The organism is Frankia nepalensis, assembly GCF_016786325.1.
GTDB classification, from domain to species: domain Bacteria; phylum Actinomycetota; class Actinomycetes; order Frankiales; family Frankiaceae; genus Pseudofrankia; species Pseudofrankia nepalensis.
This window is the reverse complement of the sequence record NZ_JADWYU010000195.1, coordinates 43,336-56,427: the sequence shown is the minus strand read 5'-3', so window position 1 is coordinate 56,427 and position 13,092 is coordinate 43,336. Positions and strand designations below refer to the sequence as shown.

Here is a 13,092-nt window from a genome sequence, read left to right as displayed (position 1 = left end):
GTGGCCCCCAGGCGGCCCAGCTGGGCCGCCTGGGGGCCACGGAACGAACAGAACCAGCATTTCATTGCCGGACAAGTCGGATTACGGGACATTCCCCGTGGGACTTGTTTTGGTATTTCGCGATGCGGGGCTGGGTGGCGACGATGTACTGCCAAGCCCGCTCCCGGTCGGCGCCGTCCGCCGCGGGTTCTTCGTTCGCGAGCCGACCCGTACCGCGGGCACGCCACCGCCGAGGAACGAAAGCGGCGCGGCATCCGCGCCGCGTGGCCGGACGACGCGGAGCTCTCCTGCCATCGGGCGCGGCTACGGGTACGGCAGGGGCTCGTTGTTGAGTTCGGCGAAGGTCAGCGGGTGGTCCCGGTGGCCGGACTCGAACGGGACGGTCCGGTAGCGCGGGTTTCCCAGGCCCGGGGACGACGGCGGGTATGGCGGTGTCAGCTCCGGCATGACCACCTTCATGAGGCTGGTGTGCCGGAACTGCGGGAGTGAGAAGTCGAAGACGACCGGGTCCCATCGGCGCTCGTCGAGCAGCCGCATGAGGGCGTTCCACCGGCCGTCGGGATCGTGCTCCCGGCCCTGTGGCAGTTCGGAGAGGGGCACCTCGGCGCCGCCGTCGTAGAACCAGGACACCCGCGGCCGGTTCTCCTCGAATCCGTAGTACGGGATCACCTGGATGTAGTTGCTGAAGTCATGCGCGGTCGCCTCCTGCTCGATCGCGAACTGCCTTCCAAAAGCCTCGGTGAACTCCCAGTCGGGCGTCGCCAGGCTGATCCGCAGGCTCCGCTCGGCCTGGGCGTACTCGGTGAGCGCGGAGAGCATGGACTCCTCGGCGTCGTCGGAGACGCCCCCGCCGGCGAAGTAGCTGTACCGCCGCAGCCAGTGGTCCCGCTCGGTCGCGGTGATCACGGGGTACCCGTGCAGGTCGAGGTTGTGCAGGTAGAACTGGATCTCGCCCGGCTGTTGACCGGCGGTCTCCAGGACGCGGCGCAGCGCGGGGTTGCGCAGCGGCCGGTCGATCACGACGCGGTCCAGCGGCACCCCGCCGTACCAGCGGAGGTTGACCGCGTCACGCTCGAACAGCTCGAGGATGCCGTGCCACAGTGCGTCCCGCCGGCTGATGTGGCTCGCCAGGCCGCCGCTCGGCGCGAGCCCGACCAGAGGTTCGTCGGGAGCGTGCAGGTAGAACAGCATGACCAGCTGCGCCGGTACGTAGACGTCTTCGCCTGACCGCAGCCGTTGGCCCTGGATCCAGCCGAGCCTGGTCTCCTCGGTCCACGGCTCGAACCGTGTGTCGGTCGCCAGCTGTTCCGGAGCGAAGATCGGAAACTCCTCCGGGTGCAGGCACCGCAGCCCTCGGCCGGCCAGTTCCCGGTACGAGCCGGTCACGATCCGGTCCATGTGCGTGACGTACGCGAGGGAGCCGAGCACCCGCTCGACGGCCTCCCCTACCGACGACGCGGTGGTGCCGAACAGGTCGTGGCCTTTGCCTCCGCCGTAGACCTGGCTGCCGAAACCGGTGCTCAGGCCGGGCACCCCGAGGATGCGACCGAGCACATGGTCGAGGTCGAAGTACTGTCCGTGCGCGACGTACATCGGCTTGCCGAGGCCGGAGCGGAAGTACGTGGTGAAGGCCCGCAGCGGCCCGTGTGGATGGTAGTAGTCCAGCACCTCTTTGATGGCGCCGAATTCGGTGTCGGAGAGGCTCGGTCGCAGCAGCGGGTCGGTGTGGTTCAGCCACTCGCTTCGCAGGGGCCCGGCCGATCCGGGATCGCCGAGGATGGTCATCGATCCAACTCCCGGTGGGACATGCGACGCGCCACTTCCACGAGTACGACCGTGAACACGACCAGCAGGCCGAGCCCGACGACGAGATGTGGGCTCAGCGACCGACCGAGGTAGGCGTCGGTGGACGCGTCGACAATGGGTGACATGGGATTGACGGCTGTGATCAGGCGCAGCCAGTCGGGAAACGCGTCCCTGGGCAGGGCCGCGCCGGAGCCGAGGAACATCACGAAGAACACACCGGTACCGGCGATCTGGATGCTTCGCAGCGGCATCCGCAGGTTGCCGAGCAGCACGCCGATGGCGAATGACACCGCGAGACCGAGCAGGGTGACCGCGGCGAACGACACGGGATGGTCCAACCGGACGCCGTAGACGGCTGACACGATGCCGAGCAGGATGACCGCGGACACCGCGAACATCATGACGCCGACGATCACCTGCGACAGCCAGAACCACCACATCGGGACGGGCGCGAGCCGGTAGCGCCGCAGCACGCCACTCTCCCGGCACTCGGCGATGTTGATCGCGACGCCGAGCACGCCGAGGTTGACCGCGATCGTGGCCACGATCTGGGGCACGTAAAGGTCGATGTACCGCGTCCCGGAGTCGTCCGAGCCGGTGTACGCCACGCCGACGAAGAGCAGCAGCACGAGTGGGAACACCATTGTGAAGAACATCGCGGCCGGCTCGCGGAGAAACAGCACGGTCTCGGTCCGGCAGAGCTGGCCGAGCCCGCGCGGCGACCGCCGGGCCGGCACACCGACGGGTGCGGCCGGGGCCAGTGTCGCGTCACGCATATTGCCTCCCCGTCCGGATGAGATAGAGATCTTCCAGGTCGGCGGGGCCGGTCGTGATACCCGCCAGTAGCTGTGGTGTGCCGTGCTCGTCGGACCGGGCGGTGAGGTGCTGCCGCAGCGCGGCGGCCGCGTCGCCCGCGAACGCCGCACCCCCGTAGGCGTAGTGCGTCGCGGCGACGACCCGGGAGGCGGTCCAGCCGGGTACCGCCCGCAGCACCTCGTCCATCCACGGCCGATGCGGCAACCGGATCTTCGTGACGAGGCCGGCCTCGTCGAGCAGCCGGGACACCGGGCCGTCGGCCACCATCCGGGCCTGGTCGAGCACGTAGATCCGGTCGCAGCGCTCCTGGGCCTCATGCATGTCGTGCGTGGCCAGCAGGATCGCGGTGCGGCCGCTGGTCAGCCGCTCCAGTACCCCCCACAACTCCAGCCGGGCATGCGGGTCGAGGCCGGTGGTCGGCTCGTCCAGCAGCACCATCGGCGGGCGGCCCAGCAACGCCAACGCCAGCGTGAGCCGGCGCTTCTGGCCGCCGGAGAGCTTGCCGTACATGGTGCGTCGCTGCTCCCGGAGATCGATGCGCTCCAGGAGGTCGTCGATGTCCCAGGGCTCGTCGTAGAAGGCGGCGAACAGCCGCATCGCCTCGCCGACGCGAAGCCGGTTGGGCAGGCTCGACTCCTGCAACTGCGCGCCGAACGTGAGGTGGAAGACCGCCGACGCGGCCGATGCGGTGACGCCGGCGATCGTCACCGAGCCGGAGTCGGCGCGCCGGATGCCTTCGACACACTCCAGGAGGGTGGTCTTCCCAGCACCGTTCGGTCCGACCAACCCGATGGTCTCGCCTTCGTGTACCCGCAGCGTGACCCCGTCGAGCACGGTCCTGCCCGGGTACGACTTGCGCAGGTCGTCCACGACGAGTACCGCGGTCATGCGGTTGCCTCCTCGACGAGTCGGGCCCGGCCATCGACCGGCGCGGGCAGCAGGACCGTGGCGCCGGCGAGTACCGCCGCCATACCGGCGCTCCCGGCCGGATCGGTGGAGAGCGCGAGCACGCCGGTGTGCCACGGCGACGTGCCCGCGCCGAGCAGGAGGCTGGCGGCGCCGCCGGTCGCGTTGGTCAGCGACGCCTCCCAGGGGATGCCGGCGCGCTGCCACATGGCGAGCTCGTCATGCACCGCGAAGCCGGGGACCAGCGAGATCCCGATCGCGTCGCTGCCGGGTACCAGGAGAACGCCGTGATCGTGGGCGTACGCCAGCGCGTCGAGCAGCGCGGACCAGCCGCGTTCGAACTCGTCTCGCACCTTGCCCTTGAGATGCTCGTAGCCCAGATGGCTCTTGGCGTAGCGGCGCCCGAAGGCGAGACCGGGTCCACGCATGTCCAGCAGGTACCGGTGGAACGGCGCGACGTCGAGGAGCCGCTCCAGCCGGGGCTCGCCGACCGCGTCCTCCAGCACGCTCCCCCGGCGCCAGGAGTGCAGCAGCGGCACCACCCCGACGCCCTCGCCGGCCAGCACCGCCAGTGTGTCGACGCGGCCGGCCGGCCGGTCCGCGAAGGACCTGATCAGATCGGCGGGACCGGCCACCCGAGCCGGCGGGGCCAGTACCAGCGGGAGGTGCGCGACGAGGTGCACCCCGGCGCGTGCCGCCGCCGCGGCGGTCGTCGCCCCGGGATGGTGAAGCACCTTCATGCCCTGCGTACGGGCCGCCTCGACGACGGCCGCGACGGTCTCCGGGGGCAGCGACGGGCCGGTGTGCGCCCAGCTGGCCCCCTCCGCGGCGAGCAGGTCGACGGCGTGGCGGGCCGAGGCCGGGTCACGGACCAGCCGGGTCGCCTCCACGCGCACCGGCGGGGCGTCGAGCACCGGACCGGTCCAGCGCAGCCCGAGGCGGCCGGGCGCGGCGAGGTCGGCGATCGTCGCCGGCACCTCCGGGTGCCCGCCGACATCCAGCGCGACAGTCACCCCGGCCTCCGCCATGAGGGCCACGCACGCCCAGTGCGGCGCGAGCGCGTCGTTGCGGATGATCCGGTCGACGAACCCGGTCACCCGCGCGTACATGTCGACGAGCCCGGGCATCAGGCAGGCGTGCCGGCGCACGGTTTCGTCCCCGTCGTACCGGCCGGCGCCCCACTGGACGACCCGGCCGCCGTCGATCCGCAGCCAGCCGCCGTCGTACCAGGTATGGCCGTCACACAGCCGCTGCGCTTCGTGCACGGTCATCACGGCCTCCTCTCACGGCTGAGGTCGTCGAGCCGCGGCTGACCAGCCGCCGGCACACCAACAGCTGGAACACCAGGTGCGCGACCAGGGCCGGCACCAGCGAGCCGGCACCCACGGCGAGCCCCGCCCACACCAGGGCGTGAACCGCCTTGATGGGCATGGCCCGCCAGCCGAACGAGCCGTGGTGCAGACCGAACAGCGCCGCCTGGACCACCACCGCCGCCGCGAGCGGCAGGTCTCGACGCAACCCGGTCAGCAGGAACCCCCGGAAGAGCAGTTCCTCGGCGACCGCGGTGGTGATGCCCAGCGCGACCAGCGCCCACGGGCTCGTCGCCCAGCCGCGCACCGCCCGCGTCCCGACCGGGGTACCCCGGGCCCCGGCCGGCGCCGCCCGGTCCGCCAGGGCCAGCTCACCGAGATACCCGAGCACGCCGGCCAGGACGCCGGCGACGCCGAGCGCGACGACCAGCAGGACCGGGCGGTGCGCCGGCCAGAGGCCGAGCTGCTCCGGGTCGAACCCGACCGTGGCACCGGCGACGACCGCGAACCCGACCGCCGTGCCGCCGTACAGCAGGGGCGCGACCGCGGTGACGGTCGCCCGGCCGCTGGCTCGGCCGCGCGCGATGGACATCGACACGACCAGCGCCAGGACCGTCGCGAACACCGGGGCGAGGGCGGCGACGAACAGGAGGCGGCCCACGGATCAGCCCCCGCTCGGCTTGCCGCAGGCGAACATCAGCGAGACGAACTCGTCTCGCCCGTCGAGCCGGGTCAGCTCGTTCGCGGCGTCGTCGTCGAACGCCGCCACGGCACACGTCGAGAGCCCGAGCGCGGTGCCGACCAGGTAGAGGTTCTGGGTCAGCACCCCCAGGTCGACGTGGACATAGCGGTAGGAGCGGGCACCGTACTTCCAGGCGACCCGGGGCATCGAGATCCCGAGCATGAGCACGACCGGCGCGTAGAAGAGCCAGTCCGCCGCGATGCCCAGCTCGACGAGCTTCGACCGCATGACTCCGGTGTCCACCGTGGCCAGCTGGCTGGTCGAGGGCCGGTAGTAGTACAGGCCCTGCGGCAGCCCGTCGACCGCGTTGCTCACCACGAAGATGTCGACCGGGGCCAACCCGCCGGCGGACGGCGCACGCCGGAACGGGAAGTTCCGCGTGTTGTACGCGTAGCGCCGGTCGCGCACCCCGGCCGCCCCGTCCAGCAGCCCGGCGAGGGTCGCCAGCGGCAGCGGCTCGGACGAGTGCGTCGTGCTGGAATGGCGCCGTTCGATCACCTCGCCGAGCGGGATCTCGGGCAGGGGCACCGGCTCGGGCAGGTCGATCAGGGGTAGTCCGGCCACCGACCGTTCCACCGGGTGGGGCCGCGCCGTGAGCAGCTTGCGCGGGTCGATCATGTCGTCACACGCCGCCGACCGCAGGCGGGAGTGGATCAGGTCCTGGACCCGCAGGGGCGCCGCGTCGGGCTCCGGTCGGCTGGCGTCCGCCACGCTGCGCAGCGCCGCCAGGTCGCACGGGCGCACCCCGAGCGCCGCGGCCATCGTGGTGTCATCGACCTCGATGACGTCAGGCGTCGTCGTCATGGGATTTCTCCAGAGGCTCCGCGGGTGGCAGCAGCGGCACGAGCGCCAGAGCCGAGCGCTCCAACCCGTCGCAGTGCAGCAGCGTGTCGATCTCGTCGTCGTAGAAGTCGAGGACCGGCCGTGGCCGCAGGTCGGCCTGCTGCGCGAGCCCGAGCACCACGTCGAGTAGCACGCCGGCGTCCATGAGCATCCGGCGGTAGCCGCGCGGGCCGCCGCCGAGCATCGTCCGCCACGGCACGCCGACCAGTACGAGTACCTGGTCGGTCGCGCGAAGCGCGGCGGCCGACGCGGCGTCGGGCACGGCGTCGGCGAGTCCCCGCGGACCGCCGAGCCGGTGCTCCACCCAGAGCGCGTCCTCGTCGGGCTGCTGCCGGCAGACGACCGAGCCGTCCACCACCATCAGGTCGCAGGCGTAGAGCAGCCTGGCCAGCCGCCCGCCGGTCCCGAACGGGGCGAGCACCTGGGCCAGGGGCCCGCTGAGGCCGGCGTGCGGACGGCGTACGTCGTTCGCCGCCCCGACGAAGTCGTCGGCGCGGTGCCGGCCGCAGGTGGTGAAGTACCAGTCGTGGACGTCGGCCATCTCGGCGGCGGTCAGCCGGTTGTCGGGTTGGTGCCGGGACAGCCGGCTGTTGAGGTGGAACAGCTCGCCGACGTCGACGTTGTCCGGGGTCACGCGGTCGACGAAGCCGGACGCCTTGCTGGGCGCCAGGGCCGTGACGTTCGGCGACGGGATCAGCGTCTGTTCGAGCGTCCGGCGAAGCAGGTGGTCGAGCGCCACGTCAGGTCTCCCTACAGGAACGGGTGCCGGAACGCCGGACGGTGCGGTGAGCAGACCGGGCAACGTGGCAGGCGCAGCACGTGCTCCTGGGTGATCTCCAGCCGTTCGAAGTCGATCCGGATCGCCCGGCCGACGAGGAAGCTCGCGCCGTCGGCGAGGAACGGGATGAGTGCTACGACAGCCCAGGAGGCCGCGATGGCGGCGAATGGCGGCAGCAGCGCGGGCAGGCCCCCCGCCGACTGCCCGGCCTGCTCCTCGCTGTACAGCAGGTATTCGCGACGCAGGACCCGGGAGGACTCGTGCTGGATCTCGTGCTCGTTGTAACAGGCCGACTCGCCGGGCACGACCAGCGGACCGACGATCATCTCGCTGCCGTCGGCGTACACCGGCAGCCACGGCCGGCCGGCGGCGACCGCCACACGGTTCACCCGGTGCAGCAGCGCCGGCCGGAAACCCTCCAGCGCGAGGACGACGACATCGGTGTCGTCGACGATCGCGCCGACGGTGTCCGGGTCGTCGTCGACCGATCCCGGCCGTACCGGCACCGCGCCGGCCGAGCCGTTGAGATGCGCCGACCATGCCGCCGCGGCGGGCTTGCCGTCGCCGGCCGCGAGCGCCTCGACGCCACCCACTCCCAGCTCGGTGAGCTGGGCGGCGACCTGCGCGCCGATCTGGCCCAGGCCGATGACGCCGACGGTGGCGGCACCGAGACCCTCGATCGGTTTCCCACCGGCGACGCCCCGGTACAGCGAGAACGTGCCGGAGCCCTCCTTGACCAGGACGCCGTCGTCGCTCAGCTGCGCGACGAGCTGGTCGAACTGCTCGCGCGTGATCCGGTCGGCCAGCCGGTTCGCCACGTCGTCGGGGCCGACGGGTCGTTCGAACGCCCGCAGCAGCGGCCCCAGCGCCCGGTTCCGGCCATCGTCGCGCAGCACCCGGGAATACCGGGACCGCGCGCCGTGGCGGACCAGGACCTCGTCTTCGGTACACTGCACGACCACGAGGTGCGGATTGCGGACCAGTCGCGCTGACTGGTCATTCGGCTCCGTCACGATCCTCCCTTTGTCGTCGTCTGAGCCCGTGTCGTTTTCTGGACAGGCCCGTGTCGTTTTCTGGACAGGCATGAAGGGGGCCGGGCCCGGCATGACGCCGAGCCCGGCCATCGGCGCTAGGCCGAGACCGCCACGGTGCAGTGGCAGTGGCAGCACCAGCCTCCTGGTGCGACCGTCGCGTCGGCCGAGAAGTACTTCTCTTCGACCTTGTCGATGATGCGCAGCATGGGACACCTCCTTTCCGGCGTGTCGCCGGCATGGTCACGGTCCGGCGGGCACCGGACCGTCCTCAGTGGCGCGCCGCTCGGTTTCCCGCGACGAACCACTACGCAGATCAGACGCTCCGCGGAGGCCGGGGTAAACACGACAGTTCGGCCGTCTTGACGGCCAGCAGTCAGGGCGGGTAATCGATCCACCTCGACCAATCCGCCCACCCCCGGGCGACGAATACCTCGGTGACCACGTGTCGGCCACCCGTGAGGAGGCGTGATGGGGCCCGTGTTGGCCAGCCGGGGCGACCGGCCCGCCTCCCGCGAATGGGAAGTCGCCGACGTCGCCATCGAGGGCCTCACCGGCGAGGCCCTCACCGGCGACCTGATCGCCGACCGGCTCGACATCGGCGTCCGGACCGTCGACTCCTGTCTCGGCTCCTGTCTCGGCCGGTCCCATCCCGGCCGCGCCCACCGCGAGCTCGGCGCCGTGAACCGTACGGCGCTGGCCAGCGCGCTCGTGCTGCTCGACGGCAGAAATACCCCTGGATCGCGTAGTACTTCTGATGGCATTGACCCGAGCCCACCGGAGGCTGAAAAATGGCAGACGACGACAGCCCGCTGGAGCGTCCACGCCTGTCCCGACAGGAGACCGTCGTACTTCTCGCCTACGTCGCCGGACTCACCCTCGACGCGACCGCTCGCCGGGCCGGCATTCGCCCGGGCACCGCGAAGCAGTATCTCGACCGCGTGAAGCGGAAGTACGAGGCGGTCGGCCGGCCCACCCGCACCAAGCTCGACCTCGCCTGGCGGGCGCACGAGGACGGTCTCGTCGCCCGACCTCAGAGCGCGTACGATTCTTCTCGCTCGCGAACGGGTGGATGACGCGCCCCGTTGAATCCGGACCGCGCCCGCAAGAAGACGGCCAATCTTACCGACAAGCTGGAGAAACGCTCGGCGACACCGTCAGCACCGTCAAATGCGCCATCGCCGACGAAGGCCGAGGCGGGCCGATACGGTAATTATTTCGACCCGGACGCTCGGCCTGGATTCCACTCTTGGATTTCTCACGGACGGTACGGCTGGGCCGTGCGGCGAAAGAACGTGTCGATGCGTTGAACGGCCGAGCTGAACTCGTCGAGGTCCGGTTCGAGAACGCGGTGCCGCGCTGCGCGACGACCAGGCCGTCGGCCAGACCGCTGTAGGCCTGGTACAGGTGCCCGCCGAGCAGCAGGTCCGCGCGCCGGCGCAGGTGCCGCGGCGCGAGGCCCGATCGTCCGACCAGCCCGCGGCTGCCCGCCGAGGGGACCAGTAGAAAGGGATGGTGCGCGACGAGCACACGTAGATCGTCGTTCGGTGCCTCGTCGAAGGCCGCCAGGACGGCGGACAGCTGCCGGAGGTTGATCCGGCCGCGTGACCAGTCGGTGCGCGGGCCCCAGAGCCGGGCGGTGTTGACGCCGACGGCGACCAATCTGCTCCGTCGGTGGTGCGGGTGATCGGGCTGTGCGGGTCGGTGTCGATGCGCCGGCGCCAGGTTCGCCATGGCCGGATGAACCGCGTCCACACAGGCCAGTCGGGTAGATCATGATTGCCGGGTACGACCAGCGCCGACGCCGGAAGCGCGTCGGGGAACACGCGCGGCGCCGCCAACTCCGCCGGCCGTGCGGTCTGGGCCAGATCGCCACACACCGCGATCATCGTCCGGGGTAGCCGGGGGCAACTGAGACCAAAGAAGCCACCGGCGCCGCCGGTGGCTTCTGTCTTGCCTGCTAGCTATGGGTGGGCAGGGGCGGGGTCGAACCGCCGACCTTCCGCTTTTCAGGTGTGGCTGGCGAGTCTGCCCCGGTCCACGGACGTCCGCCGGTCCTGCGCCAGGTGGCCCGGCCGTCCATGGTCGTCCACCGACGTCCACCCCCGTTGCCGTCAGGGTTGCCGTGAGGTCAGGCTCGCCCGGGCCAACTGCGGACGGCTCTGACGGCTTCGAAGCAAGCGCCCGGCGCGGGCCTCGATGGTGCAAGCTAGCTCTATTGCGACATCTTGTGGCATACACCACACATCGTTGGCGACTTACTACTATTCTGGCCTGCCTTGGGCCATGCTCGACGCGCGGCGCCAGGGCGACTCGTGGAGCTGTGGCGACTTCTTTGTGGGATAGAGGGAAGTTCCAGAGATGCCGGATTCAAGTCTTGCGACCGAGTTTCAGCGTCACGTTCTGTCCGAGGTCGATCGAGTTAGGGGCCGCGGCTATGATCCAAGGCAGTTCCTTGCCATGGTGGAAGAACTCGGGGCTGTTGAAGCCACGAAACGGCTTCTTAGCGATCCTCGACGTACCTCGTATGGGTTTGCTCGGTTATGGGAGCTACGCGAGCTGGCTTCCAGCGTCGAGTTTGCAGCCTGTCTTCCCTGGTTCGAAGACCTGTTCACGGAGCAGGAACGTGACGAAGCTGCGCGGCGCCTTGTCTTGCACGACTTTCCACTGGACGAGCAGCTGGCCAGACGTAGCGCGAGCCCGCCACCGTGGACCGTTCGGTAGGATCCCGTGAAGACTTCGTCTGAGCAGCGGATTAAGAGGAAGGGCGGGACGTCCACTGATGTCCGCGGCGATCCATGCCGCCCGGTCGCTCAGCTGAGCGCTACCGACGGCGTCTACCACCGTCCGGCGCGGTCCGCCGGCTCGGGTACAGAGATGGGTACACCGGCAGCGCTCCTGATCCCTGCCTTGCAAAGCCGGCCCCCGCCGTCCGCCTGAACCGTCGTATGCGCCTGCTGACCTATTGGCTAACCGGCGATTAACTCAATCGTCCGATTGCAAGATCGATCCAATTCATCCGCTGTCGTCCCCCACCATCCAGCGATGCTACCCACAGCCCGGACCGCGTCGGACGTTGCCCGCCCAGGTCGGCCAGTGTCGCGGCTTGGCGATGCTAAACGGCTGTCTAGCGGCCGGTATCCAACCATGCTCAGCTGCCGCCACGCTCGCCGATAACTACCTATTACTTTCTCCATCCTTAGGCGGGACCGAGGTCCGGAGTCGGCCAAACCTTGGAAGCGGCCAGCCCTTTCGAGAGAGGGATGTTTTCCGTATCGGCGTAGAGCGCGATGAGATTCTCCTCACCAGTGGACGGTCCAATTCTCCATCGGCCGAGAGATATCGTAAATCGATACTCCAAGGCGGTCTCTGCCCACGCGATAGCGTCGGCGCAGCTGGTCTCGCCACTGCCGGCCGAGTAGACGTTAATCAGTGTCCAGCCATCGCGCGTCCACCGGAGATACCATTGACGCGCCGAAATCGCGTCAATCGTCCACCACGACCGCCGATCGCCTTCGACGCCTTGCCACTCGATAAGGGACCCGGCATTCTCACCTAAGTAACGGGGGACCCACATCTTGGCCTCGTCCGAGCTGTAATGGCGGGGAGCAATTCCTACAACCTGACCCACCGTCGACTGCACATCATTCCAGTGAAGGACATACGTAGCTTTGACCGCCTTGGAGAGAACGGTGCCGCGGCGAGGGCCATAGGTCGCGGATAGAGCAGCCAGTATATAGTGCCCCTTCGGCATGAAGGCGATTTTGTTCCTGACTCCTATCAGATCTCCGACTAGTCCACGGCTGTGGACTGCCAGTTTTTCTACATCGCGGACCACAGCCACAAGACCGATTCCAACCTCACCCCCGTCCCTAATAATCCTTTCGGCTAGTACGGCGACACGGGCGTTGGCAAAGGCCTCGTCGGCGTCATCGATCGCGAATATAATGCCCGGATTTGACCGTGTTGGTGATCCATGGCTACGACTTTCATTACGCCTATCTATGTCGCGGTTCAGAAGTTCGAGGTTTCTTATCGTGCCACTAAGGTTTGTGGCGATCTGTCTTTTATCCCGAACGGCTTTCGACCACTTTGCGGAAAACTGATTTGAGTTTGATGGATCGGCCGGAAATACTTGGAACAACTGCGAGCGGGCCGCCTCGAGAATCACAACGCGTAAGGCGTTCGATTTTCCGCCCCCCTCGTCACCGATGATCAGCCCATGCTCCACCCTGCCACTTTCGACAGAATGCAGATACCACCGCGAGGGAGCGCCATCCGAGTACATTCCGATGGTGATCGTTCCGTTGTTGGCATCGTAGGTTGGCTCTGCCGGGTAAGATAGAGGCTCTTCAAGTTTGCGCCGCTCTTCGCGCGCAGCCTCAATCTCTTTTCGTATCGCCTTCGGAGCGGACTTATCCCTGGTTGCAGTATCCTGGGACCGAGAAGACGGGGAAGTTGCCGGGGCAGGGATATTTGGCAGCGCGACTTCTGGAGGAACGCGAATCGGCGGAGCGTCATTGCCGAATACTCGTAGCTCGACACCAGAGTATTCATCGAGGTTTGAGAAGACGGCGGAGCCTTCGCGCACAAGATGAGCCTGAAATCGCCAATCGCTCAAGTGAGTAGCGCTAATACCTCTTAGCGCCGGGCGTCGAGGTTCTGGGGGGATATCATGCGAGATAAGGCGGCTCCGAAGCAGCTCCGACTCTTGCTGCGAGTAGAAACGCGCCAGACCCATCCAGCCGTTTAGATGTACCTGCAATAACCTGAATCCTGCCGCCTGCATCTGTCTCATTGCTCCGGTTGGATTCGACACCTTCCACTCTTTGAGAAGCTCGTTATACGGCGGATTAAAAT

At 68.6% G+C, this 13,092-nt stretch carries 11 protein-coding genes; 1 reads left to right on the top strand and 10 read right to left on the bottom strand.

Going from position 1 to position 13,092, the window contains the following annotated elements:
- Nucleotides 1-303: 303 nt before the first annotated feature.
- Genes I6A81_RS29660 through I6A81_RS45145 form a run of 8 tightly spaced genes read right to left on the bottom strand, consistent with a single transcriptional unit; the run spans nucleotide 304 to nucleotide 8,214 of the window.
- Complete coding sequence (locus tag I6A81_RS29660) at nucleotides 304-1,785, bottom strand: YcaO-like family protein (protein WP_202999002.1); 1,482 nt, start codon at nucleotides 1,783-1,785, stop codon at nucleotides 304-306.
- Nucleotides 1,782-2,582, bottom strand: a complete 801-nt coding sequence (locus tag I6A81_RS29655) for an ABC transporter permease (protein ID WP_202999001.1) — start codon at nucleotides 2,580-2,582, stop codon at nucleotides 1,782-1,784. The genes I6A81_RS29660 and I6A81_RS29655 overlap by 4 nt, the downstream gene beginning before the upstream one ends.
- Entirely contained in the window at nucleotides 2,575-3,510 is a 936-nt protein-coding gene (locus I6A81_RS29650) for an ABC transporter ATP-binding protein (RefSeq protein WP_202999000.1), read from the bottom strand. Before I6A81_RS29650 ends, I6A81_RS29655 begins: the two co-directional genes overlap by 8 nt.
- Nucleotides 3,507-4,799, bottom strand: coding sequence for an amidohydrolase family protein (locus tag I6A81_RS29645; RefSeq protein WP_202998998.1), 1,293 nt, complete (start codon nucleotides 4,797-4,799; stop codon nucleotides 3,507-3,509). Before I6A81_RS29645 ends, I6A81_RS29650 begins: the two co-directional genes overlap by 4 nt.
- Nucleotides 4,768-5,499: a CPBP family intramembrane glutamic endopeptidase gene (locus I6A81_RS29640; RefSeq protein WP_202998996.1), complete on the bottom strand. Its 732-nt coding sequence runs from the start codon at nucleotides 5,497-5,499 to the stop codon at nucleotides 4,768-4,770. The genes I6A81_RS29645 and I6A81_RS29640 overlap by 32 nt, the downstream gene beginning before the upstream one ends.
- A 3-nt stretch (nucleotides 5,500-5,502) precedes the next feature.
- On the bottom strand, nucleotides 5,503-6,384 hold the full coding sequence (locus I6A81_RS29635) for a SagB family peptide dehydrogenase (RefSeq protein ID WP_202998994.1): 882 nt from the start codon (nucleotides 6,382-6,384) through the stop codon (nucleotides 5,503-5,505).
- Entirely contained in the window at nucleotides 6,368-7,162 is a 795-nt protein-coding gene (locus I6A81_RS29630; protein WP_202998992.1) for a nitroreductase family protein, read from the bottom strand. Before I6A81_RS29630 ends, I6A81_RS29635 begins: the two co-directional genes overlap by 17 nt.
- 11 nt (nucleotides 7,163-7,173) lie before the next feature.
- The gene (locus tag I6A81_RS45145; RefSeq protein WP_202998990.1) at nucleotides 7,174-8,214 is read right to left on the bottom strand and encodes a TOMM precursor leader peptide-binding protein; all 1,041 of its coding nucleotides are present in this window, start codon (nucleotides 8,212-8,214) and stop codon (nucleotides 7,174-7,176) included.
- A gap of 809 nt (nucleotides 8,215-9,023) precedes the next feature.
- Here I6A81_RS45145 and I6A81_RS29620 point away from each other — a divergent pair.
- Nucleotides 9,024-9,308, top strand: coding sequence for a helix-turn-helix domain-containing protein (locus I6A81_RS29620; RefSeq protein ID WP_202998988.1), 285 nt, complete (start codon nucleotides 9,024-9,026; stop codon nucleotides 9,306-9,308).
- A gap of 46 nt (nucleotides 9,309-9,354) precedes the next feature.
- Here I6A81_RS29620 and I6A81_RS29615 read toward each other — a convergent pair whose 3' ends face one another.
- Both I6A81_RS29615 and I6A81_RS29610 read right to left on the bottom strand, forming a co-directional pair.
- Complete coding sequence (locus tag I6A81_RS29615) at nucleotides 9,355-9,894, bottom strand: metallophosphoesterase family protein (RefSeq protein ID WP_202998987.1); 540 nt, start codon at nucleotides 9,892-9,894, stop codon at nucleotides 9,355-9,357.
- A gap of 1,537 nt (nucleotides 9,895-11,431) precedes the next feature.
- On the bottom strand, nucleotides 11,432-13,092 hold a 1,661-nt coding region (locus tag I6A81_RS29610), incomplete at its 5' end, for a hypothetical protein (protein ID WP_238428065.1).

Bases quoted from the DNA above. Each gene is read 5' to 3' on its own strand.
- I6A81_RS29620 (WP_202998988.1), top strand. From the start codon at position 9,024: ATGGCAGACGACGACAGCCCGCTGGAGCGTCCACGCCTGTCCCGACAG.
- I6A81_RS29650 (WP_202999000.1), bottom strand. From the start codon at position 3,510: ATGACCGCGGTACTCGTCGTGGACGACCTGCGCAAGTCGTACCCGGGC.
- I6A81_RS29655 (WP_202999001.1), bottom strand. From the start codon at position 2,582: ATGCGTGACGCGACACTGGCCCCGGCCGCACCCGTCGGTGTGCCGGCC.
- I6A81_RS29635 (WP_202998994.1), bottom strand. From the start codon at position 6,384: ATGACGACGACGCCTGACGTCATCGAGGTCGATGACACCACGATGGCC.
- I6A81_RS29645 (WP_202998998.1), bottom strand. From the start codon at position 4,799: ATGACCGTGCACGAAGCGCAGCGGCTGTGTGACGGCCATACCTGGTAC.
- I6A81_RS29660 (WP_202999002.1), bottom strand. From the start codon at position 1,785: ATGACCATCCTCGGCGATCCCGGATCGGCCGGGCCCCTGCGAAGCGAG.